Annotated in this window: 17 protein-coding genes, 1 tRNA gene and 1 pseudogene; 9 read left to right on the top strand and 10 right to left on the bottom strand. The window is 54.3% G+C overall.

Translation table 11 applies throughout. The features are described from left to right. Window positions 1-164 precede the first annotated feature (164 nt). On the bottom strand, window positions 165-2,576 hold the full coding sequence (locus tag QWU00_RS13225; RefSeq protein ID WP_035378052.1) for a glucose/quinate/shikimate family membrane-bound PQQ-dependent dehydrogenase: 2,412 nt from the start codon (window positions 2,574-2,576) through the stop codon (window positions 165-167). Between the two features lie 292 nt (window positions 2,577-2,868). Between QWU00_RS13225 and QWU00_RS13220 the strand changes: the two genes are divergently transcribed. After that, window positions 2,869-4,233 (top strand): 8-oxoguanine deaminase, encoded by a 1,365-nt coding sequence (locus QWU00_RS13220; RefSeq protein WP_081938948.1) that lies wholly within the window; start codon window positions 2,869-2,871, stop codon window positions 4,231-4,233. Window positions 4,234-4,572: 339 nt separating this feature from the next. Beyond that, on the top strand, window positions 4,573-5,700 hold the full coding sequence (locus tag QWU00_RS13215; protein WP_231551593.1) for an aldose epimerase family protein: 1,128 nt from the start codon (window positions 4,573-4,575) through the stop codon (window positions 5,698-5,700). Between the two features lie 222 nt (window positions 5,701-5,922). On the opposite strand, the gene glnA is transcribed toward QWU00_RS13215, so the two are convergent. After that, complete coding sequence (glnA, locus tag QWU00_RS13210; protein WP_006557469.1) at window positions 5,923-7,368, bottom strand: type I glutamate--ammonia ligase; 1,446 nt, start codon at window positions 7,366-7,368, stop codon at window positions 5,923-5,925. 115 nt (window positions 7,369-7,483) lie between these two features. Next, entirely contained in the window at window positions 7,484-7,822 is a 339-nt protein-coding gene (locus QWU00_RS13205) for a P-II family nitrogen regulator (RefSeq protein WP_006557470.1), read from the bottom strand. A gap of 241 nt (window positions 7,823-8,063) precedes the next feature. Between QWU00_RS13205 and QWU00_RS13200 the strand changes: the two genes are divergently transcribed. The 4 genes from QWU00_RS13200 (at window position 8,064) to QWU00_RS13185 (ending at window position 12,814) form a co-directional block, all read left to right on the top strand. Beyond that, window positions 8,064-9,236 carry an aminotransferase gene (locus QWU00_RS13200; protein ID WP_035378047.1) on the top strand — a complete coding sequence of 391 codons (1,173 nt, stop codon included), beginning with the start codon at window positions 8,064-8,066 and terminating at the stop codon, window positions 9,234-9,236. A gap of 76 nt (window positions 9,237-9,312) precedes the next feature. Beyond that, window positions 9,313-9,388: transfer RNA gene (locus QWU00_RS13195), tRNA-His, on the top strand. Window positions 9,389-9,448: 60 nt separating this feature from the next. Further along, the gene (locus QWU00_RS13190; RefSeq protein WP_150395561.1) at window positions 9,449-11,098 is read left to right on the top strand and encodes a DUF6538 domain-containing protein; all 1,650 of its coding nucleotides are present in this window, start codon (window positions 9,449-9,451) and stop codon (window positions 11,096-11,098) included. A 378-nt stretch (window positions 11,099-11,476) separates the two neighbouring features. Further along, complete coding sequence (locus QWU00_RS13185; RefSeq protein ID WP_231551592.1) at window positions 11,477-12,814, top strand: hypothetical protein; 1,338 nt, start codon at window positions 11,477-11,479, stop codon at window positions 12,812-12,814. Between the two features lie 49 nt (window positions 12,815-12,863). Here QWU00_RS13185 and QWU00_RS13180 read toward each other — a convergent pair. Together QWU00_RS13180 and QWU00_RS13175 are read right to left on the bottom strand one after the other, a co-directional pair. Further along, window positions 12,864-13,094 (bottom strand): annotated as a pseudogene (locus QWU00_RS13180) (BRO-N domain-containing protein); the annotation flags it as partial. Window positions 13,095-13,615: 521 nt separating this feature from the next. Next, window positions 13,616-14,218, bottom strand: a complete 603-nt coding sequence (locus QWU00_RS13175) for a recombinase family protein (RefSeq protein WP_035378038.1) — start codon at window positions 14,216-14,218, stop codon at window positions 13,616-13,618. Window positions 14,219-14,428: 210 nt separating this feature from the next. On the opposite strand from QWU00_RS13175, the gene QWU00_RS13170 reads away from it, so the two are divergent. Further along, on the top strand, window positions 14,429-16,195 hold the full coding sequence (locus tag QWU00_RS13170; protein WP_081938946.1) for a Hint domain-containing protein: 1,767 nt from the start codon (window positions 14,429-14,431) through the stop codon (window positions 16,193-16,195). Between the two features lie 343 nt (window positions 16,196-16,538). Here the strand turns inward: QWU00_RS13170 and QWU00_RS13165 are convergent, their stop codons facing one another. Beyond that, a complete protein-coding gene (locus QWU00_RS13165; RefSeq protein WP_035378037.1) occupies window positions 16,539-17,198 on the bottom strand; it encodes a recombinase family protein in 660 nt (219 codons plus the stop codon). A 1,248-nt stretch (window positions 17,199-18,446) separates the two neighbouring features. Between QWU00_RS13165 and QWU00_RS13160 the strand changes: the two genes are divergently transcribed. Continuing rightward, window positions 18,447-19,571, top strand: coding sequence for a glycosyltransferase (locus QWU00_RS13160; protein WP_035378032.1), 1,125 nt, complete (start codon window positions 18,447-18,449; stop codon window positions 19,569-19,571). Here QWU00_RS13160 and QWU00_RS13155 read toward each other — a convergent pair. The 4 genes from QWU00_RS13155 to QWU00_RS13140 form a co-directional block, all read right to left on the bottom strand. Then, the gene (locus QWU00_RS13155; protein ID WP_035378030.1) at window positions 19,477-20,073 is read right to left on the bottom strand and encodes a class I SAM-dependent DNA methyltransferase; all 597 of its coding nucleotides are present in this window, start codon (window positions 20,071-20,073) and stop codon (window positions 19,477-19,479) included. The genes QWU00_RS13160 and QWU00_RS13155 overlap by 95 nt on opposite strands. Continuing rightward, window positions 20,070-20,801, bottom strand: a complete 732-nt coding sequence (locus tag QWU00_RS13150; protein ID WP_187668548.1) for a PIG-L deacetylase family protein — start codon at window positions 20,799-20,801, stop codon at window positions 20,070-20,072. The genes QWU00_RS13155 and QWU00_RS13150 overlap by 4 nt, the downstream gene beginning before the upstream one ends. Beyond that, entirely contained in the window at window positions 20,798-21,931 is a 1,134-nt protein-coding gene (locus tag QWU00_RS13145) for an acyl-CoA dehydrogenase family protein (RefSeq protein WP_052051176.1), read from the bottom strand. The genes QWU00_RS13150 and QWU00_RS13145 overlap by 4 nt, the downstream gene beginning before the upstream one ends. A gap of 300 nt (window positions 21,932-22,231) precedes the next feature. Beyond that, window positions 22,232-23,731 carry a peptide MFS transporter gene (locus QWU00_RS13140; RefSeq protein ID WP_035378027.1) on the bottom strand — a complete coding sequence of 500 codons (1,500 nt, stop codon included), beginning with the start codon at window positions 23,729-23,731 and terminating at the stop codon, window positions 22,232-22,234. Window positions 23,732-23,973: 242 nt separating this feature from the next. Between QWU00_RS13140 and QWU00_RS13135 the strand changes: the two genes are divergently transcribed. Continuing rightward, the gene (locus QWU00_RS13135) at window positions 23,974-25,194 is read left to right on the top strand and encodes an NADP-dependent isocitrate dehydrogenase (RefSeq protein ID WP_035378026.1); all 1,221 of its coding nucleotides are present in this window, start codon (window positions 23,974-23,976) and stop codon (window positions 25,192-25,194) included. Window positions 25,195-25,334: the final 140 nt, after the last annotated feature.

Genomic DNA, 25,334 nt, shown 5'->3' with positions numbered 1-25,334 from the left:
AGGCTTGCGTCCATCTGTGCGCTTTATCTTGCCTTGTGGGGGCTGTCTAAAAACTCGGTCCGGTCAATCTGGTGATGTTGAAGCACGCTGCCCTCCGAATAAAAAGAGGGGCGAACAGGTTGCCCTGCTCGCCCCTTTTGCGCCGTTAGGTGACGTAATGCGGCTTACTGCTTGGCTGACGCATCCGGCAGTGCGTAGGCCACAATATAGTCGCCCAGCTTGGTGCCAAAGGAGCCGTGGCCACCATCAGCCGTGACCACAAACTGGCGGCCATTGGCTTCATACGTCATGGGGGTAGACTGACCACCGGCGGGCAGACGGTCCTGCCAGAGCTGCTTGCCAGTCGTGACATCATACGCGCGGATGTAATAGTCCGCCGTGGATGTCAGGAACGCCACGCCCCCCCCGGTTGTCAGCGGTCCACCAAGGGAGGGGATACCTACCTTGAAGGGCAGAGGCAGCGGAGAGCTGTCGCGCACGGTGCCGTTCCGGTGCATCCACATGATCTTGTTGGTCTTCAGATCAATCCCTGCCACATAACCCCAACCCGGCTGTTTGCACGGAATGCCCAGCGGAGAGAGGAATGCGTGCAGGTCCACGCCATAAGGCGTGCCATATTGCGGCTGCACACCCGTTTCTGAACCAGACGGGCCGCCAGAAACCAGCCCCGGTTGTGCCGGGTTACCCGGCCCACGCGGAATAAGCGTAGAAACGAACGGGATGGCGATAGGGTTGGCAAACGCCACCTGCCGCACAGGGTCAACAGCAAGACCGCCCCATTCAAACATGCCCAGATTACCCGGGAACACCAGTGTTCCCTGCAGGGAAGGCGGCGTGAAAGGCCCTTCATAGCGCATCCGCTTGAACATGATGCGGCAGACCATCTGGTCCAGCATCGTGCCGCCCCACATGTCTGCGTCGGTCAGGTTCTTCTTGGGCCGGAACGTCAGCTCGGAAAACGGCTGTGTGGCTGCCAGATGGTCGCCCGGTGCGGCTCCCTGCGGCACGGGTGTTTCCGGAGCCGGCACAATCAGGTGTCCGTTACGGCGGTCCAGCACAAAAATGTTGCCGGTTTTGGCCGGCGCGTACAGTGCAGGCACAACCGTTCCGTCTTTCTGACGGATATCCACCAGACTGGGCTGAGACGGGATATCCATATCCCACAGATCATGATGCACAGTCTGATAGAACCAGACCTTCTCGCCCGTATCCCCATTCAGGGCCAGAATACCGGATGCATAACGTTCCTGATCTGCCGAGCGATGCCCCCCCCAGATATCTGGGGTTGCAACACCTGTGGGGATGTAGATCAGGTTCAGCTTGGCGTCATAGGCAGACGTGATCCAGGAATTGGGGGAGTTCGGCACGTAATGGTGCGTATCCGAGGGCAGTTCGTTCGGGTTGGGGTTGCCTGCATCAAAGGCCCACACCAGTCGGCCGCTGTACAGATCATACGCCCGTGTTACGCCTGAGGGTTCATGCGTTGAGTAATTGTCCGTCACCGCACCGGAAACAATAACTACCTTGCTGGTGACAACCGGCGGAGATGTGGGTTCATAAAAGCCCAGTTCACGCATCGGCATGCCATCAGTGAGATCAACCGTACCCTCCGTGCCAAAGCCGTGGCAGGCTTCACCCGTTTCCGCATCCAGCGCAATCAGGCGGCCATCATTGGTGGGCAGGAAGATACGGCGGGAACATTCCGTTGGCACCGGAGAACCATCAGCCGTTACATCCCCTTCATGCGCTTCGGCATAGGAAACACCACGGCAGGTCATGTGCTGGAAGCTGGGATTGTATTTCAGCTTCGGGTCATATTTCCACTTTTCCTTGCCGGTTGCGGCGTCCAACGCAAACAGGATCTGATGTGGAGAGCACAGATAAAGCGTATCCCTGATTTTGATCGGCGTGACTTCATCCGTAATTTCGCCGGGGTCATTCGGGGTCTTGAGGTCATGCGTGCGGAACACCCACGCCACCTTCAGATCCTTCACGTTGGCCGGCGTAATCTGTGTGAGCGGGGAATAGCGGTTGCCGAACTGGGTGCGGCCATAAGCGGGCCAATCCGCTGCCGGGGCCTCTGCCACATCGCCCGGTGTTACGGCTGGCCCCTGCTGTGCCACTGTTGGCAGAGTACCTGCCAGATCTTGCGGGTCCTGCGTCAGCGCATAACCATAGACGGCCAGACCTGCCACAATGCCCACAGCCAGCGGCACGCGGTTTGCCGGGCTGGCTGGCAGCAGCTCACCCGAAACAAACGGCAATAGAAGCAGCAGGCCCAGCGGCAGAATAACGTCTCCACGCGGTGCCAGAGCCCAGAAGTCAAATCCGGCTTCCGCCACAGACCAGATGAGGGTGGCAAACACCAGCGCCGCGTAAACCCACAGGGCCTCACGCCAGCGCTTGAGCAACATGACAGCCGTAATCAGCAGCACAATGCCGCTGAGCAGGTAAAACCAGGAGCCTCCCAGAGCGGCCAGCCATGCTCCGCCGCCCGCCAGATACAGACCCAGCAGAACAAAGATCACAATGGTTAAGTTCAGGAGCAACCCGGATCGGGAAGAGGATGATGGCATGCAAATCAACCATGAATGTTAGGAGGAATGTGGAATAGGAATAGCCCACTTCATAAAAGAACTGAATGATTGTTTCGGAAAAATCCGAAAAGAAACCTCCTTCTGCTGAAGCACACCATCACTGAAGTGCTCAAAACCTGTCTGTATTTCTTTTGGAATCCAAATAAATGGATGTCTGGTAACGTTCATGGAACCAAAAGGTTCTCACCACTGTTTCATTGTGTTTTAAGGCTCTGCCCGACTTTTCGTGCTAGTGCTTTTGCTGTTGTTTCCTCCGCCGTGAAAGAGACTGATGCACACTCTTCTGCTGAAAAATGCCCTCCGTCTGGTAACCATGAATGACCAGAGAGAAGAACTGGAAGGAGGATGGTTACTGGTTAAGGGGCAGCAGGTTGCGGCTATCGGATCTGCTACGGCACCCCTGCCACAGGCTGATGACGTGCTGGATATGACGGGGCATGTCGTCATGCCCGGCATGGTGAATACACACCATCATATGTATCAGACCCTCACGCGCGCCATTCCGGCGGCGCAAAACACGTCCCTGTTCGGCTGGTTGCAGGCGCTTTACCCCTTATGGGCCGGGCTGACACCCGAGATGATCCGCATTTCTACCTGCACCGCCATGACAGAATTGCTGTGGTCCGGCTGCACCACCACCAGTGACCATCTTTATCTATTCCCCAACGGCAGCAGGCTGGATGACCAGATAGAAGCCGCCACCCAGATGGGCATGCGCTTCCACGCCGCCCGAGGCGCCATGAGCGTGGGAGAAAGCAAGGGCGGCCTGCCGCCAGATAGCGTGGTGGAAGAGGAAAGCGCCATTCTGGCCGATACCCAGCGCGTGATTGAAGCGTTTCATGATCCGCAGCCTCTGGCCATGCAGCGTGTGGTGGTGGCCCCCTGCTCGCCTTTCTCTGTCAGTCGGGATCTGATGCGTGAGGCCGCCGCGCTGGCACGGGCCACAGGCACCATGCTGCACACGCATCTGGCCGAAAACAGCAGTGACATTGCCTACAGCCGCCAGACATTCAACATGACACCCGCCGAATACGCGGAAGATGTGGGCTGGATTGGGTCGGACGTATGGCACGCCCACTGCGTAAAACTGGATCAGGCGGGCATCAGCCGTTTTGGGGCAACGCACACAGGCATGGCCCATTGCCCGTGCTCCAACATGCGGCTGGGTTCCGGCATTGCCCCGGTGCGGCAGATGGTGGCCGCTGGCATGCGGGTTGGGCTGGGCGTTGATGGCTCGGCTTCAAACGATGGAAGCCACATGTTGGGGGAAGCGCGGCAGGCCATGCTCCTCGGCCGCCTTCTGGAATCCGAGGATAACCGCCCCATGATGCAGGCGCGCGAAGTGCTGGAACTTGCCACCCGTGGCGGGGCCGCTGTGCTGGGCCGGGACGACATCGGTCATCTGGTCCCCGGTATGGCTGCGGACATTGTGGCCTTTGATCTGAGCGGCATAGACCATGCAGGGGCGCAGTCTGATCCTGTCGCCGCTCTGTTGTTCTGCACGCCCCAGCGCGTAGCGTGCTCCATCGTCAATGGCCGCATTCTGGTGCGTGATGGCCATTTTATCAGCCATGACCCTATTTGTCTGGCTGAGCGCCATAATATCCTCGCCCGCCAGTTACTGGAAACGGCGTAAAGTAGGCAAAAACCAGCAGACCGGCTGTCTGTCTCCCCAAAATATAAAGGGAGGCGCAGCCGTATTTTCCCGTCCCTCTGCTCGAAACGAGTGAACAAAAAACAGCGCAGCAGACGCAGCCTGTTCACAAAACAGCCAGAAAAGCCGTAAGCGTGCCATGCGGTATGAACATTTATACCCTTTGGCGCGTTTTATAGTGCGATATTATCCACTGAGGTACCCACTTCTATGATGTGTTGCTTTGCTGCTCTTTCCCCGAACCATAATTATACTCAGAAGAAGAAGGGCCGCAGCCTTTTTGAACACAGCATGATCGGACTGGGAGCACTGACTGCCTGCATGATGACATTTTCTCCAGATGCCAGCGCCGCCAGCACCTTTAAACGCGAGACCTTTGGCACGCTCTCCACCGGGCAGAAAGTCCAGCGCTACACCTTGCGCAATACGCAGGGTATGAGCGTGCAGTTTCTCTCCTATGGCGGCATTATCACCGCCATTACGGTGCCAGACCGCAACGGCCAGCCCGCCAATGTGGTGCTGGGCTTCTCCAAGCTGGACGGATATGAGACCGACAGCGCCCACGCCAACCTTTATTTTGGCGCGCTGGTGGGCCGTTACGCCAACCGGCTGGCTAATGGCACTTTTCCGCTGGATGGCCAGACCATCCGTACAACCGTCAACAACCCGCCTAACACCCTGCACGGAGGGCTATGCGGATTTGATAAAAAAATCTGGCAGGTTCGCAAACTCTCCGGCCTCTCCCATGCCGTAGGGGCCGAGCTGACCATGACCAGCCCAGACGGGGAGGAAGGCTTCCCCGGCACCCTTCGCGTGACGGTAGATTATATACTGGATGACAGTAACCGCCTGAGCATCCGCTACCGTGCCACCACGGACCGCCCGACAGTGGTGAATCTGACCAACCACAGCTACTTCAATCTCTCCGGCGAAGGCGCAGGATCGATTGAGAACCAGACCCTCCAGATCAATGCCGATACCTTCACGCCGGTCGATCATGCAGCCATCCCGACTGGCCAGATTGCATCCGTCAGCACTACGCCGCTGGACTTCCGCTCCCCGCACCGCATAGGCGAACGCCTGCGGAGCAATCATCCGCAAATGCTGATTGGCCGGGGATATGATCATAACTGGATTATCAATGGATATGATGGCCACACCCAACGGTTAGCCGCCACAGTGACCGACCCCGCCTCTGGACGGACTCTTTCCGTCTTTACCACCCAACCGGGGATGCAGGTTTACACATCAAACTCGCTGGATGGCACCTACGCTGGCCCCTCCGGCCGAGCTTACCGCCAGACAGACGCCATTGCGCTGGAAACCCAGCATTATCCGGACTCCCCTAATCACCCGAATTTTCCAACTACCATCCTGCGCCCCGGCGAGCAGTTTGACCACACAACCAGCTTCCAGTTCGGTGTGGCGGCCTCTCCCGCTACGCCGTAAACCGCGCACGAGTTCGACAGCGCAAAAAGCAGGCATGTGAAACGACCGGAAGGGCGGACTTCTCTCCCCTTTACCTACAGAGAGAGACGCACCTAAACCCTCCCCTCTCTTGCTGATCAGAGGCTTACGGCAGCCCTTGCTTCCTCCAAGCACAGCACAAAAAAAACGGGGCCTCCCGAAGAAGGCCCCGTTCCTATCCGCCAAAAGGTCTGAAAAGACTGATCAGACGGAGTAGTACATTTCAAATTCAACCGGGTGCGGCGTGTGTTCGAAGCGATACACGTCTTCCCACTTGATGTTGATGTAGCTTTCAATCTGGTCCTTGGTGAACACACCGCCAGCCAGCAGGAACTCGTGATCAGCCTGCAGCGCTTCCAGCGCTTCACGCAGGGAGCCTGCAACTGTCGGGATCTGCTTCAGTTCTTCCGGCGGAAGATCATACAGATCCTTGTCCATGGCATCGCCCGGGTGGATCTTGTTCTTGATACCATCCAGACCAGCCATCAGCATGGCGGCGAAGGCCAGATAGGGGTTAGCTGTCGGGTCCGGGAAGCGGACTTCAACGCGCTTTGCCTTGGGGTTGGTTGCGTAAGGAATACGGCAGGATGCAGACCGGTTACGGGCAGAATAAGCCAGCAGCACAGGTGCTTCAAAGCCGGGAATCAGACGCTTGTAGGAGTTGGTGGAGGGGTTGGTGAACGCGTTCAGCGCCTTGGCGTGCTTGATGATGCCGCCGATGTAGTACAGCGCGGTATCGGACAGGTCAGCATAGCCATTGCCAGCAAAGGTCGGCTTGCCGTCTTTCCAGATGGACTGGTGAACATGCATGCCGGAGCCGTTATCCCCATAAATGGGCTTGGGCATGAACGTTGCGGTCTTGCCGTAGGACTGCGCGACGTTGTGGATACAGTATTTGTAGATCTGCATGAAGTCAGCAGAACGCACCAGCGTATCGAACTTGGTGCCCAGTTCGTGCTGGGACTGCGCCACTTCATGGTGGTGCTTTTCGATCGGCAGGCCCATTTCACCCATGGTTGCCAGCATTTCCGCACGCAGGTCGGATTCGCTGTCCACCGGAGCAACGGGGAAATAGCCGCCCTTCACGCCCGGACGGTGGCCCATGTTGCCTTCCGGATATTCCTTCAGGGAAGCGCCAGGCCCTTCAATGCTGTCCAGCTGGAACTTGCCGAAGTTGGGGCCGGTGCCAAAGAGCACGTTATCAAAGATAAAGAATTCAGCTTCCGGACCAAAGAACGCCGTATCACCCAGCCCGGTAGACTTCAGATACTGTTCTGCCAGCTTGGCGGTGGAGCGCGGGTCACGGTTATAGGGCTGCCCGGTGGATGGCTCAATAATGTCACAGAACAGGATCAACTGCGGACGGGCAGAGAACGGGTCCATTACTGCGGTTTCAGGGTCCGGCAGCAGAACCATGTCGCTTTCGTTGATGGCTTTCCAGCCAGCAATGGAAGACCCATCAAACATGAAGCCTTCGGTAAAGGTATCGTCCTCAATCGTGGTGACGTACTGCGTGGTGTGGTGCCACTTGCCGCGCGGATCTGTAAAGCGCAGGTCAACCAGTTCAACCGAATTCTCCTGAATCAGGTCAAACACCTTGGCAATTGCTGCGGCTTTGGCATCACTCGCAGACGTTGTCTTTTTCACCATTCTCTCTTCACCTACAACCTGTTGCGCACCGGAACTCTTCCAGCACAGCTAGGATTATCAAACGCACGCCATGCCCTGCGGCATATCCTGAACCCGCACAAGGGCCGGACAGCCATCAGATGGCATCTTCTCCTCTTTCCCCCGTACGGATTCGCACCACGTCTTCCACCGGAAGGATAAAGATCTTGCCATCCCCGATTCGTCCCGTGCGGGCCGCGGCGGATATCGCCTCAACCGCCCGTTCCACCAGACTGGCGGGGCAGACAACCTCAATTTTCATCTTGGGCAGGAAATCAACAATATATTCCGCGCCACGATACAGTTCCGTGTGCCCTTTCTGCCGGCCAAAGCCCTTGGCTTCGATCACGGTAATACCCTGCAGGCCGAGTTCATGAAGGGCTTCCTTCACTTCATCCAGCTTGAACGGCTTTATGATGGCCTCGATCTTTCTCATGTCACGTCATCAATATATCACTGCTGTACCCTGTTTGAGGGGTCCGTCTTCGCTGCCGCCGCACCCCTTGGGGCATGGACGCTCAAGCCGAACGGCTCCAAACTTGCACGGGTTGGCCACAGGAGCAATCGGGCAGATAGGAAATAGTATCGATAAAGCACTGATCTTACCTCCACCCCTTAGACGCAGCACCTGTTTTTCTCTCTCATTTCTCCCCTAGACCGCAACAAGGAACCCAGACATGACAAAACCGCTGAACAGACAGTTAGCGGCGCTGCCAACTACAATTTTCACCGTTATGTCTGAGCTGGCCCGTCAACACGGAGCCATTAATCTTGGTCAGGGCTTTCCTGATACGGAAGGCCCACACGATATTGTACAGGCTGCGGCGGACGCTTTACTTGATCAGAGAAACCAGTATGCGCCTCTCACAGGTCTGCCAGAATTACGCGCAGCCGTAGCCCATTCAAACGCCCGGTTTCAGAGAATCGAGGTTGATCCCGATTCTGAAGTGGTGGTGACCTCCGGCGCCACAGAGGCCCTCGCAGCTTCTCTCATGGCGCTGATTGAGCCGGGAGATGAAGTTGTCCTGATCGAACCCCTGTATGACACCTATCTGCCCATGGTACGCCAACTTGGCGGCGTGCCCCGCATTGTCCGACTGGAAGACCCTGAGTGGACCCTGCCCCGGCAGGCGCTGGCCGAGGCCTTCTCCGCCCGCACCAAGGCCATCCTGCTCAACACCCCCATGAACCCCACGGGCAAAGTGTTCTCCTGCGATGAGCTGACGTTCATCGCGGGGCTGCTGAAGCAGCACGATGCCTACGCCATCTGTGACGAAGTGTACGAGCATCTGACCTTTGATGTGCCCCACCTCTCCCTTATGGCTCTACCCGATATGCGGGAGCGCTGCCTCCGCATTGGCAGTGCAGGGAAAAGCTTCTCCCTGACCGGATGGAAAGTGGGCTACGTTACCGCCCCTGCCCCTCTTGCGGCGGTGGTGGCCAAGGCTCATCAAAATCTGGTGTTCGCCACGCCCCCCAATCTTCAGCGCGCCGTGGCCTACGGGCTGAACAAGGATGAACGCTATTTTACCGAACTCTCGGCCGATCTGGCCCATAAGCGCGATCTTCTCTCCGCCGGATTACGGGGGGTTGGGCTGGACGTCCTGCCCTGCCAAGGCAGCTACTTTGTCATGGCGGACATCACCCCGCTGGCGAATGGGCTGGATGACATGGCCTTCGCCCGCCTGCTGACAGAGCAGGCAGGTGTAACCACAATCCCGGCCTCAGCCTTTTATGAACCAGCTAACGGCGCTCCTCCCTCCCATCTGCTACGCTTTGCGTTCTGCAAGCAGGAAAGCGTGCTGCGGGAAGCGGTAAGCCGCATTGAAGCCTGGCATAAACGCGCCTGAAATTTTTTTATGCCTGTCCGTCACTCTTTGCATTGACGGACAGGGCACATTTCTCTAAACGACCCCTAGCTGTGTGGCGGACGTAGCTCAGTTGGTAGAGCGCCGGTTTGTGGTACCGGTTGTCGCGGGTTCGATCCCCGTCGTTCGCCCCAGCTATATATTTCCCTTTAGAATCAAAGACTTACAGAACTGAGCGTCATAGGACTGTAGCCGTGCGTCATAGGTCTAGCGTCACACCCAAACCTGTCAACAAGGGTGGGAATGAGATGCAGAACATGACCAAGCGGGGCAGCGTTTACTATGTCCGCTTTATCGTGCCCAAGGAGCGATGGCAGGATGTTGGCAGGGCCACAAATGCCCGAAACGGAACACGCCGAGACATAGTCAAATCTCTTGAGACAAAGGACTACCGAGAGGCTTTGCGAAGGCGTGATGTGGCCTTGGCGAAAATCAGAGAGGAAACCAACGCGGCTTTGGCCTCCCTTGGCCTCCCTCCACTGCATGGCGAATGGGAACCTTGTTGGGGCAACCTCCACCACCGCCTCACAGAACAAGCATTGGCGGCTCGTAAGGAACTTGAGAGCGCTGACACTTACCGAGCGCCCATCTATGCGGACGACGACCCAACATCAGGAATTGTGGTGAATGAAGAGTTTTCTGACAGAGACTGCAAAGCCGAGATAGTCCAAGATATTTTGTCCGAAATCGCCCAAGAGATTGCCCAGCGCATAGCCGGACCAGCAGGACAGAGAGCAGCAAACGAAGCCTATCAACAGGCACATGCTATCGCGTTTGGTGAGGCTACGCCTCTGGGTGTTCTGTTAGACCGCTGGTTTCCTGCGCTTGAGGGCACGGTGACACAGGAACTCATAGACCGGCATCACAGAGGCTTCTCACGCCTTGGCCTCTGTCTCGCAGCCTCTGAGGGCCTGAAGACAGACGACCCAGAAGGCTATGTCCGCACCATCCCGATAGAGCGAATAGATAAAAGGACAGCAGGACATTTCAGGGAATGGCTGGAAAAATTACCCTCCATTGGTCCGAGAGTAGTAGGCTTTCATCTGTCAACCATGAACAGCTTTTGGAAATGGGCACAGGACGTTGGCTATGCTGAGTCTAATCCTTGGGAAGGTTCAACACGCGGCCTCAAAAAGAAGATAGCCAAGGCATCCAGAGAGCGTGGTGAGAAACGCCCATACACCAATGAAGAACTGATTGCACTTCTTACACAGGCCAGAGAGCGCCTACAGCACCCGAAAAAATGGCCGTGGGCGCGTGTAATCTATGACATGCTGAAATTGTCCCCTCTCACCGGATGTAGACAGAATGAATTGGCAAGCCTGACTGTTGCCCGTGTTATCCGCCCTACTCGCCCAGACCAGTTATGGCGCATCGCGATCACAGAAGAGGTCAGCAAAACACGCTCTTCCACTCGTGAGGTGCCCCTACACCCGATTGCCCAAGCTGTGATTGCACAACGCCTTGCAGAGCTACCGGAAGGACACTCTCAGGATGCCATGATCTTTCCTGAGTGCAAACCCGGAGGGCGTGACAACAAGCCGGGGCACTACCTATCCAAACGCTATGCCACCTTCCGGCAGTCTGTTCTCGGTGAAAACCCGGAGATTGATTTTCACAGCCTACGCAGATGCTTCTCAACATTCTTCGCCACAGCAGAAGCTAATGGGGCACTACACTGCTCGGAATTGGTATTGAACCACTTGATAGGACACAAGCCGGTTTCGCTTGCTCATAACACCTACGCGGCAAAGCGGTTTGATTGGTCTCTGTATGATGGGGCCATCATGGAAATGGTTGACAAGGGGGTGCCAGAGGCTGTGAAGGACGTTCTGACCCTCTAGGCGCTGTCTGCCTTCATGGGTTTCGGACCACAAGAGCTACATAGGCAGAATAATGAGCCCTTTGGCTCTTGGTTGTCTGCAATCCTTCACCACACCCTTAGACAGAAACCTACTATAGAAGAAAACCAGACCAAGAAACACCACCCCCTTACAGGGTATAGTTCATAACTCCTAGAGTAACATGTTCTTGTTGTTCTTTATCTGGTCTTTGTGTCCGAGAGCATGTAAGGCATTTATCCACTATCTACAGACACCACAAAGAACACCTACCTTAATGTTGTCTTGGTCGGTGTTCCTACCCCCTCTTTACCAGACCTGTCTGCATGAACTAAGACGGTAGTCTTATAGGGGATAAGTCGGAACGTTTCGGACCAAAAGATGGAAAATAGCAGCCATACTCACTCTGTCACGGAATTACAGGATGCTGATGTGTTGTCTCTGGCCCGTGTGCCTTCGGGAGACTGTGCTCAGGAGTTCGTAGCGGAGGTGTCTGAGCGTATTCGTCCCTTGGTTGTCAGGAAGTCAGACAGTAACCAGCGACCTTCAGGAAGAGAGCGGGACAAAGGCAGGGACAAGCGCACAAGAGAAACAGGCATCATTCTGGCAGGGTTAATGCGGAAAGGCTTCAAGGGGAAATGGTGCCAGGTAAATGAAGGCCATAGCGGCTGGTTCTGGGCTACTAGTCGTAAACTGCCTTTCGGGAACAAGGCATTCTGGACGAAAACCAGAGCCATGATAGAGCTTGGTCTGCTTGAGTATGTGTCTGGCAAAGGGTGGAAGGATAAATGGGGCAAGTGGGATGGCGAAGGAGCCCGTTTACGGCCCTCTCAGGCCCTTTTGCGGCTTGCTGAGTCCTATGGCTGCACCAAGGAAACAGCCTTCTCAGACTGGCCTCTGAGGGCTCCTGCGCCCGTGTCTGACATTGCTGAGCCAGTGCAGATAGAGCCTTTTCCAGACAGCCGAAACACAGGAACAGAGCCAGTTCCCCAAGACCTTCTGCTCTTCATGCAGCGCCTACAGGACGTTATTGCTCACCACAGGTTTTCAGGATGTGCCAGACCCGTTTTGCAGATGAAGTTCATAGGCTCCCTGTCCTTTCATGGGCGCATCTATGCAAAAGGGGCAGACAACTATCAGTCTATGGCCCGTGAGGACCGGCAATTCATCAAGATTGACGGTGAGCCTGTGCAGGAGGTGGACATATCGGCTGCTTCCCTGTCAATCGCACTTCTTCTGTCCGGCCATGCGCTTCCTCCGGGCGACCTATACTCCTTGCCCGGAATTGATGCCGCTGAGCACAGGAAAGCCGTCAAACAATGGTTCGTGGCTACCTTTGGGGCAGGCAAGCCCTGTTCCAGATGGTCTGACCGTGTGGATGCAAAGATAAGGAGCACCATCAGGTCCACAACCATCAAACAGGCAGCTTTGATGCACTATCCATTCCTCGGAAAGCTGGACCATATCGTGCCGGACAGCATCATGCAGACAGTCCCTACGGATTACCGGGAGAAAGCTGTGGGGCAATATCTGATTTCTGTTGAAGCTCAGATCATGCGGAGGGCTATGGAAGATATAGTGAATCATGGAGGCGTTGCTCTGCCGCTACATGATGCCCTTCTTGTTCCGGTGTCTTGGGCTGATAAAGCGCAGAAGGCCATTGAACAGGCCAGTCACAGGCTTCTGGGACATACTCTGCGGGTGAAGGTGTCCAAATAAGAGGAGCCACCATGTAGCCACCAGTCTTCCGAATGGCCGGAAGGACTTCCGAAGTGACCCATTTCTTGAACCGCTTGGCGCTCGGCTTGCGGCTCTTGAGAATGATGGAATAGAGGCCGCTTTCGTTGATAATCGCAAACTCCTGCGGGCCACCATGGGTCGGAATAGTAGTCCGCCCCTTTTCATCTTCATCTAGGCGGTTGGCTACCTTGTGAGGGGAGCCCATTTCCAGCACCTTGCAAACATCTGCAAGGATCCACCAAGGTTCGCCGTTCAGCATGATGGTGCGGACAACCTGAGGCTGCTGTTTGTTTGTGTGGGTGTCCGGGTGAAACGGGATAAGTCTATCAGTCTCTCTTCCTGCAAAGCCAGACAGCACGAGCCATCACAACCCCTACCATAACACCAACAGACAAACAGGCTGTGAGCATGTCTTTCTCCTTCCTCTCTTTTGAGGCCACAAGGAGGGGCCACCTTTGGCTGCTGGGGACTGCCCCCCCCCCGCCAACCTTGTTTGCCTTCCCAGACCCTGCCAGACCTGAGAAGGCACCACACTGAAACATAGGCTCAACATTGGGGAAAAAAAGCCACGATGGAAGATGAACGCTCTGGCCGTCTGGCTCTATATCACAGTAGCCAAGAGCTGTCATGCGCCTCAGAAGCAGCACTTGGCTGCTCATAGGCTTCCTCCGCATGTAAGAAACCACATGGAAACAGACTACCCACCTCACCTCATTATTACAGAAGGGGCTGGACAACTATCTCGTGCAGTATTTCAGATTCGTGGAAATATTTCATGCGTCAAAAGGACGGGTCAGATGGAAATTCTTTCGTCGTTTTCAGTGTGTCATGGGACCGGGCAATTCGGGAAACAGCACTTTCACTGAGTCCATAGGTTGTTGCCAGAGACTTGAGTGTCATTCCGTTTTTCCTTTTTGCGCTGATATCCCGTTTTTGTGCGGTGGTCAGTCTGGATGGTCGTCCCATCTGCTTTCCCTGCTGGATGGCTCTGACCCGGCCCTCGGATGTTCTGGTTCTGATCAGATCGCGTTCAACATCAGCAAGCCCCCCAAGAATAGCAAGCATCAGTCGTCCTGTGCTGGTGCTCGTATCAGTCCACGGTTCATATATTGAATGAAACTGTGCTTTTTTATTCGTAATCTCTTTAACTATAGAAAAGAGATCGAAAGTGCTGCGGGCAAGTCTGTCGATACGCGTGACAACCGTGATGTCACCTTCACCCAACGAGGCAATCAGCTTTTTAAGCTGTGAGCGCTCGGAATCAGCGCCGCTTGCCTTTTCGCGGTAAATTTTTACGCAACCAAATTCTTTTAAAGTTTTTACTTGTATATCAAGGGTCTGTCCAACTGTGCTGACCCGCGCATACCCTATTTTCTGCCCCATGCTCCACCTTTTTTTCCGTGCAGGAAAGGGGCATCTTAGCACGATGTCTGTTTGAGTAATTCCTGATTTACGCAAAAAATATCTGTTAGGTTTTTTCTGTTTCAGTTGATGTTTTTGTTGTGCAAACAATTTTTCTATGAAATAAAACGGGCGAGAATTTCAGGAAGCAGGTGGGACTTACCTCACTTGCGTAAATCAGGAGTTATGAAAATGAGTCTTCTCTATGGATATGGTAATACTGTAACAGACAGTGGTAGCTACACATTAGTTCCCACAGGATGGGTTCTCGGACTAGTTTCCTTAGGAGGAGCAAGTGTAACATTTACCGGAGATATTACTGATACATTGTCGTTTGGCGCTTCATTAATAAGTGCAGTTAACCCCTATTTTGTTACGTCAGAAGACGGTGCAAACGTTACAGTTAATGTTTCATCAAGTGTTCTTGGTGCCTTAACGGGATCTTCTTTTACCGCCAATGGTGGGACTATAACTATTACTGGAGATAACGCTATTTCTGCTCTAAGCGGAAATAGTTATACAATTGAGAACGGCGGCACTATAAATCTAGGAACGCTCTCAACATCAGAAATCAGTGCATTAGGCGGCTCAACTATCACCTTTGGTGATGGTGGCGGCACCTTGGTGATTACACCAGCTAGTGGAGTAACACTTTTAACTTTCAGTAATATTTCCGGCTTTGGAAACGCTGGATCTACTATTGAAATACCTGGGTCTGGTAAAGTTACAAATGCAACATATGACAGCACTTCAAACACCACAAGCATTACAACAGACACTGGGGTTACGGTTGAAGTTTCTGGTGATTATACCACTTCCAATAACTCTCTGTATCAACAAGAAAGTGGTGGAAACCTGTACATCAGTGCTTCTCCGACCAATAGCTTAGGAACAAGCGCTATCCTTGTCTGCTTCCTATCTGGCAGCATGATCCGCACACCTGAGGGTGATGTTGCGGTAGAAGATATCCAGATTGGCGATCAGGTTGTTACTTTTGACTGGCGAAACAATCAGGATGTCATTCGTTCGGTTATATGGACCGGTAAAGCACGTGCTACAGTCCGCCCTGACCTCCCAAACGATGAAGCAGGCTGGCCTGTGCGTGTGCTCAAAGATGCCATCGCCGATGGTGTGCCTTACAAAGACATGCTGATCACCGCAGAACACTGCCTGTTTTTTAGAGATCGGTTTGTGCCTGTGCGCATGCTCGTCAACGGTGTCTCCATCTTCTACGACAAATCCATCTCGTCTTACGAATACTACCATATCGAAACAGAACAGCACTCCGTCATCACCGCAGATGGCATGCTCACAGAAAGCTATCTCGATACCGGTAACCGTTCATCTTTCCGTCAGAACGGTAAAGTCGCAACCCTGCATGGAACGATAAAAAACTGGACAGACGATGCTGGCGCTCCGCTGGGTGTTGAGCGTTCTTTTGTTGAGCCCCTATTCCGTGCCCTCGAATGGCGCGAAGACAAGGTTTCAGTAAAGCAGGCACCTGCTGATCTTGAACTGACCAGTGATCCGGACCTGCATTTGGTGACGGATACAGGTGCTGTTGTGCGTCCGATGCGTAAGACAGCGCATGAATATAGTTTTATGCTGCCTGCTTCCACACAGTCTGTGCGGATTGTTTCACGTGCCAGCCGTCCTTCTGATGTGATTGGTCCCTTTGTGGATGATCGCCGCTACATGGGGGTTGCGGTTGGAAAGGTTCGTCTGTTCTGCGCAAAACAGCAGTTTGATATTACATCGCACCTGATCGCTGAAAAGCCTGCTGGTTGGCATGCTGATATGGCTTGGGACGGTGTTGCGTGGACAAGCGGTAACGCTGAACTCCCGTTGGGTGAGCATCTGTCCAATGGGAAAATGGGCATCCTGTCCATTACCGTTCGTGCTGCTGGCCCTTATATTAAGGACAGCCAGGCAATGACAAAATCGGTAAAATCTGCTTAATCACCTTAATAGTTTAAGCCCTTATGCAGGCCCTGTCTTTTTTGATAGGGTCTGTTTTTGTTATAGGTTTCTGGAGAGCCTGAAGAAGGGGTTGTCGACGCTTGGGGATGTCTAATCCTTGTTTGTGGGTTTTTTGTTTTCAAAGCCCCGCCACCTCAACACAATAGGGTTCTATACGTTTGTCGTATATGTTGATCGGTGTTTGATTGATATTGCGTATGACTTCGCAGGCTCAATTTCTGAGGTGCAGAGACTCATTGTCCTCTCTCGGGGTCATCATGCCAGCCAAAGGACACAGGGCACTCTACGAGCTTCTATGGCGACCAGAAGCAGCTATGATAGCCTAAAGCACAGCCAACACACGGGACACACCGGCTGCTGTCCATGTGGTGGTGCCTCTCGCTGTCCTGATGCCTTGCTCAGACAAACGGGCTGCTACCTGCCTCAAGGACAACCCAGAAGCAGACAGGTTCTGAATGAGCGGACCAACCCCCTCTGCAAAGGCTCTAGCGGTCTCTTGACGGGCTTTTATAGAGCGCCGGTAGTCAACCTTGGGGGCTCCTGTCCGATAGCCTCCTAGCGTCTTTCCTCTGGCCTTTGCAGCAGCCAAGGCCGCTTTGGTGCGGGCAGAGATAGCCTCCCGCTCTTGCTGAGCCACCAAGGCCATGATGCCAACCGTTAGCCTGTTCGCATTGGGCATGTCGGCAGCCACAAACTCAATGCCTGCTTTTTCCAGACCAAGAAGGAAGTGAGCATCACGGGAAAGCCGATCTAGCTTGGCTATCAGCAGCACGGAGCCTGTCAGCCTGCACCGCTCCATGGCCTCCAAGAGTTTAGGCCGGTCATTCTTCTTCCCGCTTTCAATCTCCGTGAATGAGGCCAGCACCTTTCCGCCGGTCTGTGACACATACAAGGCCACAGCAGCCTGTTGTGCCTCAATGCCAAGTCCTGAAGCACCTTGGCGGCTTGTGCTCACACGGAAATAGGTGATGAAGTTTGGCATGGTCTGTCCGCCTCTGTTGCGCTGTATCGTTAGTGTCAACGTTCGTTGGCATTTTCGATACAGACACAAGAAGACTGTATGAATCCCAAAAAGATGAATCTTAGAGATTCAGGTTATGAATAGATCACGCCGGTCATAGTCTTGGGCAAAGCGATCTTGCAGCATCAGAAAGCCAACTCCGGGAGAGGGACCAGATCGGCTTAGGAGTCCCAACGGGCCACCGCATCGGGCTCTGAGATGGAAGCAATTTCAAAATAGGGACTAAACCCCCGAACGTTGTTGTTGTTCGGCGTTGTTGAGTAGGGTCCTTTGTTCTGAAATATTGCCCTCTGTTCTACTGCTAATCAGGCCCGGCAAGTGGCACCACCAAAACAAAATCCTCATTATCTGGCTTTCCCCTCAAACCCAATTCTGTTGCTCTTCAGGTCATAGTAGGCCAATCTTGAGAGACTGGGTGTTGCGTCATTGACACTACGCTACAGGCCAAAACGTCATAGTTTTTTCTTGTAAGTTATTGATAAATAAGGGTATTTTCATATTTGGTGCGAAGCCCCGTCGTTCGCCCCAGCTATATATTCCCCTTGAAAAAATAATCCTTTCTTTGCGGGCGTTTCCGTTGCCCTTTACTCTGCTAATTCATCTTCATAAGGGCCGGTATCGCTTTGCGCTATGCTTCGGCCTCTGACTCCCCTTTTCTTCTTCTGGCTGATTGCTGAACAGCTTCCGTAACAGCAGGACAACGGCAAAGCCTGTTCCTCTGCATGAAGTGCGCAAAAATTCATTTCTCCTGAACTCTTGGCCTACGCTGACGTTGTAACAGCCAAACTGCGACCAGACGTCACGCCACCCCGTTTTAACAGGAGAAGAACCGTGCCTTTGCAGAAAAACTGCACACCAGACGCCCTCCAGAAAAAACGCAGACATGACCTCTGGTGCAACAGTTTCCTCTTTAAACGCCCACCCCAGCAGCCCTTGCCTCTTCTTACGCCTGAAAGCCGCCCCGCTAATGCAGGACCGTTGCGCCTCTCTTCTCTCGAAACTGTAGCGCCTCCCAAGCCTGAAGGGTCTTAACTCTTTCCTCTCCCGCATTCTGAACAAGAGAGGGAAATGAACAAAGAATAAGCGTGTCACGACGTCTCACCCGGACACTGCCAGCGCTCTCTCAGAAATATCAGACACCATGAACTGGAGGCATTTCTGCGCGTCTTCACTGATGCCGTGAACAAACGGCGAAAGGATTACATTCCGATGCTCATTACGGATTCAGACGCCCAGACCCATCAGCCTACTGCATTTCAGCCTCTCCCTTCATCCTATCTCCAAAGATCACGTATTGTCGCCATTCCGGCCTGTAATGAGGCCGACCATATTGTGCCCTGCCTTGTGGCGCTTGCCCGACAGGACGGTCTTCTGCCGCATAAAGTGATTGTCTGGATCAACAATACCCAAGATGACACCCGGCATCAGGTGCGCTCCTTGCAGGATACATTGCCTTTTGAGGTAGAAAGCGTTTGTGTTTCCTATTCCCCGGATCAGGCCCATGCAGGCCGCGCCAGGCATGATGCCATGGTCCATGCCGCTCATTACGCACCATCCGACGCCCTTCTTTTCACAACCGATGCAGATGCAGAAGTTGCGCCAGACTGGATGACACAGACCCTTGGGGCCTTTATCCGTTACAATGTTGCTGCTGTATTCGGGCGCGCGCTTCTGCTTCCGTCCGAATTCAAGAAAATCCCTTTACATCTACATAAAGATGACGAAAAAGAACAAGCCTACGCAGCCTTACTGGAGCACATAAAAGCCCTACTGGCACCCACGCCTTATGATCCATGGCCCCGCCATAGCGAACGGTCCGGCGCCAGTATTGCTGTAACGCGAGAAGCATGGCAGCAGGTGGGAGGCATTCCTCCTGAACCTTTGAGTGAAGATCGCGCTTTTTACGCTGCCTTGCATGAAGCAGGCCTTCCCGTGCGCCATGCACCAGAAGTCAAAGTCTATGTTTCTGCCCGCTTGGTTGGGCGTGCGCGGGGTGGCATGGCCGATACAATTTCCCGCCGCATTGTCCAGCAAGATGATTATCTGGATGACGCACTCGAACCTGTCTCCCGTTGCATGCTGCGCCTCAGAAAAAAGAAAAAATACTCTGATAGAAATGATATTTCGTTAAAGTCGTCAGATTCATCTACGCGGGTCAACCGTGCGGATTTACACCTGCATCATCGTAGAGCCCAGCGCGTTATTGATTTTCTTCTTCAGAAAGACGCCTGCAAATTTTTTATGTCACCACAGAACGAAGGCAATCCAGCCGGTAAGTCTCACCACGTTCCGCATGAACCGGCAGCCACTGATACGGATGACAGGCCTGAATAAAACAGTCTGCTGCGTCATCCCCGGTGCAAGGTGTATCTGTCTCTCCTGTCCAGTTAACCAGCACCACAGTGGCAGAAGGGGGCAGAGTCTCCATGATATAATCAACAAGTTTTTTGATATCGTTCTTCGCCATGAAATACAGGACTTCTGATATCACGATCACATCACAGCCAAGAACGGCAGATTTCGGATACCCCTCAGGTAAAAAGGCTTCCAGAAAAGAGACATTTTTTAAATGGGAGCATCTGTCACGGGCCAGCGCCAAAGCTGTGGAGGAACCATCTACCGCCAGAACATGCGTGCAACGGGCCGCAAGCGCCTTTGTTCCCACCCCCACAGCACACCCAAGTTCAACCGCAAAGTTGATAGGCTCCTGTGGCAGGCAGGATAATAATCGGGCAAGTTTTTCCTGTTCATAGAGGCTTTTTTCAAAATCCCATGGGTCAGGATTTTTCTGGAACAACGAGTCAAAAATATCAGGAGACCATGTTTTTTTGCTCATGATAAAATATAGATCTCATATTTTTGGATGATTTTTTCCAACAACTCTTCCGGCATGATAAATCCGTCCGGATCATCCTCTATCACCAGCCCTCTCTGGCTTTCATGCGCCTTTACGGCCTCTCGCTTCGTGGGCAGATGCGGCTCTATGTTCAGGCGCCACCCTGCTGGAAAAGGCTGGTCCAGAATAACATCAGGCGGCAAGGTCAGGCCCCATACGGGATAAGACAGCAGACGCACATAGGGTAAAAGGGCCTTTAAAACCTTACCCATCAGCCATACTGCTTCATGATCACAATGAGGATCGTGCCGCCATGGCACCACAAGCGTTGAGCAATCATAATCAAGAGCAAGATCAGCCACACGCTCTACAGCGGCGCTAAACGCCTCCCCTTCTGTGGGCACGGCTGTATCCCGCAGCCCCAGAAAATGCAGACGGTCAGGGGGAAGGCCCAAAATTCTTACTGCATTACGGGCTTCTTTCTCTCTTTGCTCCACAAGGCGCACGGCAGGCCATTCCTGTGAGGCTGGATGAGAACCTGATCCATCTGAAACAATCACCACCACGGGTGGCCGCCCCTGGGCTACGGCTTCGGCAATAAATCCACCGCACCCCAGGCTTTCATCATCGGGATGAGGTGCCAGAAGCAACGCTGTGCCCGGTGCTATTTCGTCCAGAGTCCTTATAGGCAGGCGAAAAAATTCTGCAGTCAGATCACTGCTTTTCATAATGTCTCTTCCGGCCAGTCACGCTCCACAAACCAGGCTGCGGCTTCTGTCAGTGTTTCATCAGGGGCAGGTTGGCGCAGATAGGTGGCCAGATCACGCAGTGTCTGCTCAACCTGCTTGCCTCGAATAAAAGCCGAAAGCCCTAGCGCCTGCTGCACCAGAGTAAGGAGCTGCACTCCTGCCTGCTCAACCGCAATGCGGGCCAGATTGACTATGGCGGCGCATTCCTCGGGTGCCACATGCACACCGTAAACCGCTTTGGCAGCTCGATGCACCCACAGGCTTGCTGTCTCCCGCAGAATAAGGGCCTCGCCAATACGCCGCTGTTGATGCGGGTTTTCTGCCCGCCCGCGTGCCCGAAGCTCCTGACGCATCAGATCAACCAACGCATCCATACCGCCCAACGCAACGGCAGAGCCACGCCACGCGCCAGCAGAAAATTCCGGCTGCCTTAAATAATCACCAGCCTGACCGATTATTGAATCGGCTGAAATCTCCACTCCCGTAAAATCGTATGCGCCCGTGCCGCTGGCCGCCATACCGGTCAATCGGCCCGGGCCTTTGCCAATGCGTTCAGGTTCAGTGGTAGGCACCAGAACCATGACATCCTGATCCTGTGCCGTCCGTGCGGTTATCAACGCCACACCGACCTGACGCACCGCACTGCAAAACCCTTTTACGCCGTTCAGACAATACCCTGTTGCGGTTGGCTCCAGCGTGACCGGCTGGGCACCATCAGTCACCCAGATTCCCCCCAGCACGCCCCGCTTTACAAGAGCGGCCAGATCCTTCTGCTGCCTGTCCGATCCATACAGGGACACCAGCCGCACCACATTGATATGTCCTTCGATACACCGCCCCAGAGACAGACTCAGTCTCCCCGTGACACGCAACAGGTCAATCAATCCCTGCATACCCTCTAGGGACTCATACAGCCCCAGTCCTCCATTTTTGACAGGCAAAACAGCGGACAAAACGCCCAGATGTGTCAGGTTTTCCAACAAGACCGATGGAAAGGCGTCTTCCTGGGTTGGTGCGTGTGTCTCAAAGCCATCCCCATACAACCGCTTGAGAGCAGATCGGAAAACGATCGTCTTGGGTATTTTTTCTGCTGGATGACACACGGACATATTTGGCACGCTCCCCACTGACAACGGGTTCCAGCACACGTACCAAACGCCACAGGAAGGCAGAGGTTCAGACGCCGGACACACCGGAACAGAAGCCGACACGCTGATATGGCGCCGACTGCCATCTGTCAGACTCAGATTGACAAAATTGGAGAAAACCATCCGAGAGACGCTTCGCCTCTCAGGCAAGAGCGCGCAGGGCAGTGTTAACTTGACATACACTCACCAAGGAAAGCAGCAGGCCAGAGAAGGACGAAAATATTTCCCCTCTGTCTGCCTGCTGCCACACTTGCACAGAAATTACCCTGCGTGGCGTGCCTCTTGTGCGGCACGATGCTGGGCATCCCACCGTCGGGTAAATGGCAGGCACACTACAAACAGCAGAGTGCACCCCACCGCCAGCAGGAAAAGGGTGCGGAACAATCCTGCATAGATCGGCAATGTTACAGAGGGATCGCCCCCACTTACGGCTGAGCCCATGGCGGCCAGATTGGCCATCATGCTGCCCAGATACATGGCCACCCCATTGGACACACAATAACTGCCCATCATGAAGCCACCCACATTGGCGGGCACATACCGCGCCACCACAGCCAGCCCCAGAGCACTGATCAACAACTCCCCGACAGACAACGCACCATACGCCCAGAACATCACCCACGGAGAAACAAGGGTTGTGCTTGTAGCGGCACTCCACCACCAGATCAGAAACGCCAAGGCTACCAGCGAGAAGCCGACAATAAATTTCTCGGCAATGGGAAAATTCCAGCCACGTTCTTCCATGGCTTTATACAGCCATGACAAAACCGGACTAGCCGCCATGATCCACACCGGGTTAAGCGCCTGAAACTGGCCCGCTGACATGGAAAACAGCGGCACACCAAACAGTGTGAACTGGGACTGCACATCACGCAGCGCAAACAGCGTGAGGGACGTGACCATCTGCTGATAAAATACAAAATAAAGCATGGTCTGCACAATCAGCAGATAAGCCAACCGCAGGCCGGGCCTATGCGCTGGCGTTGCCCGCCGGTACAGCAGAACCCAGATAACCGCGATAGTCAGTGCAGCAATCCACACACAGGCCTTACCGGCTGCGGGCACACCCAGAATGCCAACCATGACGGCAAGAGCCACCACCACTCCTGCCAGCACACCGGCAAGATGCCGGGGCACAACAGGCCGGAAATCCGGCGCGGACCCAATATTTTGCAAACGGCTCCGGAAAACTGCATAGCAGGCAAGCCCAAACACCAACCCGGTCGAACACACCAGAAAGGGCGGGCCCCACCCATAATGCTGCTGCAACCACGGTGTTAACAGGAGCGAGAACGTGGAACCAACGTTGATGCTCATGTAATAAATGGTGAAAGCCACATCTATCCGGGCATCATCCCCTTCATAGATACGGCGCACCAGATTAGCGGCATTCGCCTTGAACAGGCCGTTCCCCAAGGCAATGACCGCCAACGCCACAAACAGGGCAAACTGCCCCCCCAAATCCAGCCCCAGCAGAGCATAGCCAATGGCCAGCACGGCGGCCCCCATTGTCATGGTGCGCCGGGACCCCAGCAGGGCGTCTCCAATCCAACCACCAATAGCCGGGGCGGCATAGGTCACGGCGGAAAACGTGCCCCACAGCAGATTGGCCTGAGCATCATCAAACCCAAGGCGCTGCACCATATACAGTAGCAGGATGCCCTGCATGCCGTAGAACCCGAAGCGTTCCCACAGTTCAATAGCCAGCACGACTGAGAAAGACTGCGAACGTGTTGGCGAAGAAGACAAAGATGCCGTCATAAAGTCCTGACCATATTGTGATAACACTCCCTAGAACAGATATGCCTAGCCCGTGCAAGCTGCGGGAAACTGGCCTTTTATGAGCACACTCCGGCAAAGCAGGCACGCCTGCAACGGCTATGCTGTCAGGAATGTGAATAGCCGCTGGCTCTCAAGGCTTTTAATCCGTTCATCCGCCTCTTGCATGATGCCCATACGCATTGCGCAAATTTTTCGAGATTTTTTCTGGAACGGATTTAACCATGGCAAAAATCAAGGTCAAAAACCCCGTCGTAGAGATGGATGGTGATGAAATGACCCGTATTATCTGGCATTTCATCCGGGAACGGCTGATTCTGCCCTATCTCGATATTGACCTGAAATACTATGATCTGGGCATTGAGCATCGTGACGCTACGGACGACAAGGTGACGGTTGAGGCAGCCGAAGCCACAAAACGCTACGGCGTTGCCGTGAAATGCGCCACCATCACCCCGGATGAAGCCCGCGTGACGGAATTCGGGCTGAAGCGCATGTATCGTTCCCCCAATGGCACCATCCGCAACATTCTGGATGGCACCATCTTCCGTGAACCCATCATCTGCTCAAACGTGCCGCGTCTGGTTCCGCACTGGACCAAGCCGATTGTCATTGGTCGTCACGCGTATGGCGATATCTACCGCGCGGCGGAAACCAAGATCCCCGGCCCCGGCAAGGTTACCCTTTCCTACGTGCCGGAAGGCGGTGGTGAAACCGTGACGCTGGATGTGCATGATTTCAAAGGCCCCGGCGTGGCGCTGGGCATGCACAACACCCGCGCCTCCATTGAAGGTTTTGCCCGTGCGTCTCTCTCCTACGGGCGGGACCGTGGTCTGCCGGTGTATCTGTCCACCAAGAACACCATCCTGAAAGCCTATGATGGTATGTTCAAGGATGTGTTTCAGGACGTGTATGAAAAAGAGTTCAAGGCAGACTTTGAAAAAGCTGGCCTGACCTACGAACACCGCCTGATTGATGACATGGTGGCCTGCGCCCTGAAGTGGAACGGCGGCTATGTATGGGCCTGTAAGAACTACGATGGCGATGTGCAGAGTGACATTGTGGCGCAGGGCTTTGGCAGCCTCGGGCTGATGACCTCCGTTCTGCTGAACCCCACGGGGGATGTGGTGGAAGCTGAAGCCGCCCACGGCACAGTTACCCGCCACTTCCGTGAACACCAGAAGGGCAAGCCCACCAGCACCAACCCCATTGCCTCCATTTTCGCATGGACCCGCGGGCTGGCTTACCGTGGCAAGTTTGATGACACGCCGGACGTAGTGCACTTTGCGGAAACACTGGAAAAAGTGTGTATCGACACAGTAGAATCCGGCCAGATGACCAAGGATCTGGCCATTCTGGTTGGCAAGGACACAAAATGGCTGGACACCCAGCCTTTCCTTGATGTGCTGGATGCCGGGCTGAAAAAGGAACTCGCCAAATCCTGACCTGAAACATCTCTCAGGTGGCATGGCAGAGGGGGCGCTCCTGGGCGCTCCCTCTTTTTTATGGGTCATGTTGTAGCGCTACCCCATTGCGCCCGCCCGCGTGGTAGCGCAAAAAAACAGCTTTCATCAGCCGGACCAAA

Source organism: Acetobacter tropicalis, assembly GCF_030644465.1.
In the GTDB taxonomy this organism is placed as follows: Bacteria; Pseudomonadota; Alphaproteobacteria; order Acetobacterales; family Acetobacteraceae; genus Acetobacter; species Acetobacter tropicalis.
The sequence above is the reverse complement of the archived record's forward strand: the minus strand, read 5'-3'. Positions and strand labels throughout refer to the sequence as shown.

Excerpts from the sequence above, each read along its gene's own strand:
- QWU00_RS13225 (WP_035378052.1), bottom strand. The coding sequence starts at position 2,576 with ATGCCATCATCCTCTTCCCGATCCGGGTTGCTCCTGAACTTAACCATT.
- QWU00_RS13220 (WP_081938948.1), top strand. The coding sequence starts at position 2,869 with ATGCACACTCTTCTGCTGAAAAATGCCCTCCGTCTGGTAACCATGAAT.
- QWU00_RS13215 (WP_231551593.1), top strand. The coding sequence starts at position 4,573 with ATGATGACATTTTCTCCAGATGCCAGCGCCGCCAGCACCTTTAAACGC.
- glnA (WP_006557469.1), bottom strand. The coding sequence starts at position 7,368 with ATGGTGAAAAAGACAACGTCTGCGAGTGATGCCAAAGCCGCAGCAATT.
- QWU00_RS13205 (WP_006557470.1), bottom strand. The coding sequence starts at position 7,822 with ATGAGAAAGATCGAGGCCATCATAAAGCCGTTCAAGCTGGATGAAGTG.
- QWU00_RS13200 (WP_035378047.1), top strand. The coding sequence starts at position 8,064 with ATGACAAAACCGCTGAACAGACAGTTAGCGGCGCTGCCAACTACAATT.
- QWU00_RS13185 (WP_231551592.1), top strand. The coding sequence starts at position 11,477 with ATGGAAAATAGCAGCCATACTCACTCTGTCACGGAATTACAGGATGCT.
- QWU00_RS13175 (WP_035378038.1), bottom strand. The coding sequence starts at position 14,218 with ATGGGGCAGAAAATAGGGTATGCGCGGGTCAGCACAGTTGGACAGACC.
- QWU00_RS13170 (WP_081938946.1), top strand. The coding sequence starts at position 14,429 with ATGAGTCTTCTCTATGGATATGGTAATACTGTAACAGACAGTGGTAGC.
- QWU00_RS13165 (WP_035378037.1), bottom strand. The coding sequence starts at position 17,198 with ATGCCAAACTTCATCACCTATTTCCGTGTGAGCACAAGCCGCCAAGGT.
- QWU00_RS13160 (WP_035378032.1), top strand. The coding sequence starts at position 18,447 with ATGCTCATTACGGATTCAGACGCCCAGACCCATCAGCCTACTGCATTT.
- QWU00_RS13155 (WP_035378030.1), bottom strand. The coding sequence starts at position 20,073 with ATGAGCAAAAAAACATGGTCTCCTGATATTTTTGACTCGTTGTTCCAG.
- QWU00_RS13150 (WP_187668548.1), bottom strand. The coding sequence starts at position 20,801 with ATGAAAAGCAGTGATCTGACTGCAGAATTTTTTCGCCTGCCTATAAGG.
- QWU00_RS13145 (WP_052051176.1), bottom strand. The coding sequence starts at position 21,931 with ATGTCCGTGTGTCATCCAGCAGAAAAAATACCCAAGACGATCGTTTTC.
- QWU00_RS13140 (WP_035378027.1), bottom strand. The coding sequence starts at position 23,731 with ATGACGGCATCTTTGTCTTCTTCGCCAACACGTTCGCAGTCTTTCTCA.
- QWU00_RS13135 (WP_035378026.1), top strand. The coding sequence starts at position 23,974 with ATGGCAAAAATCAAGGTCAAAAACCCCGTCGTAGAGATGGATGGTGAT.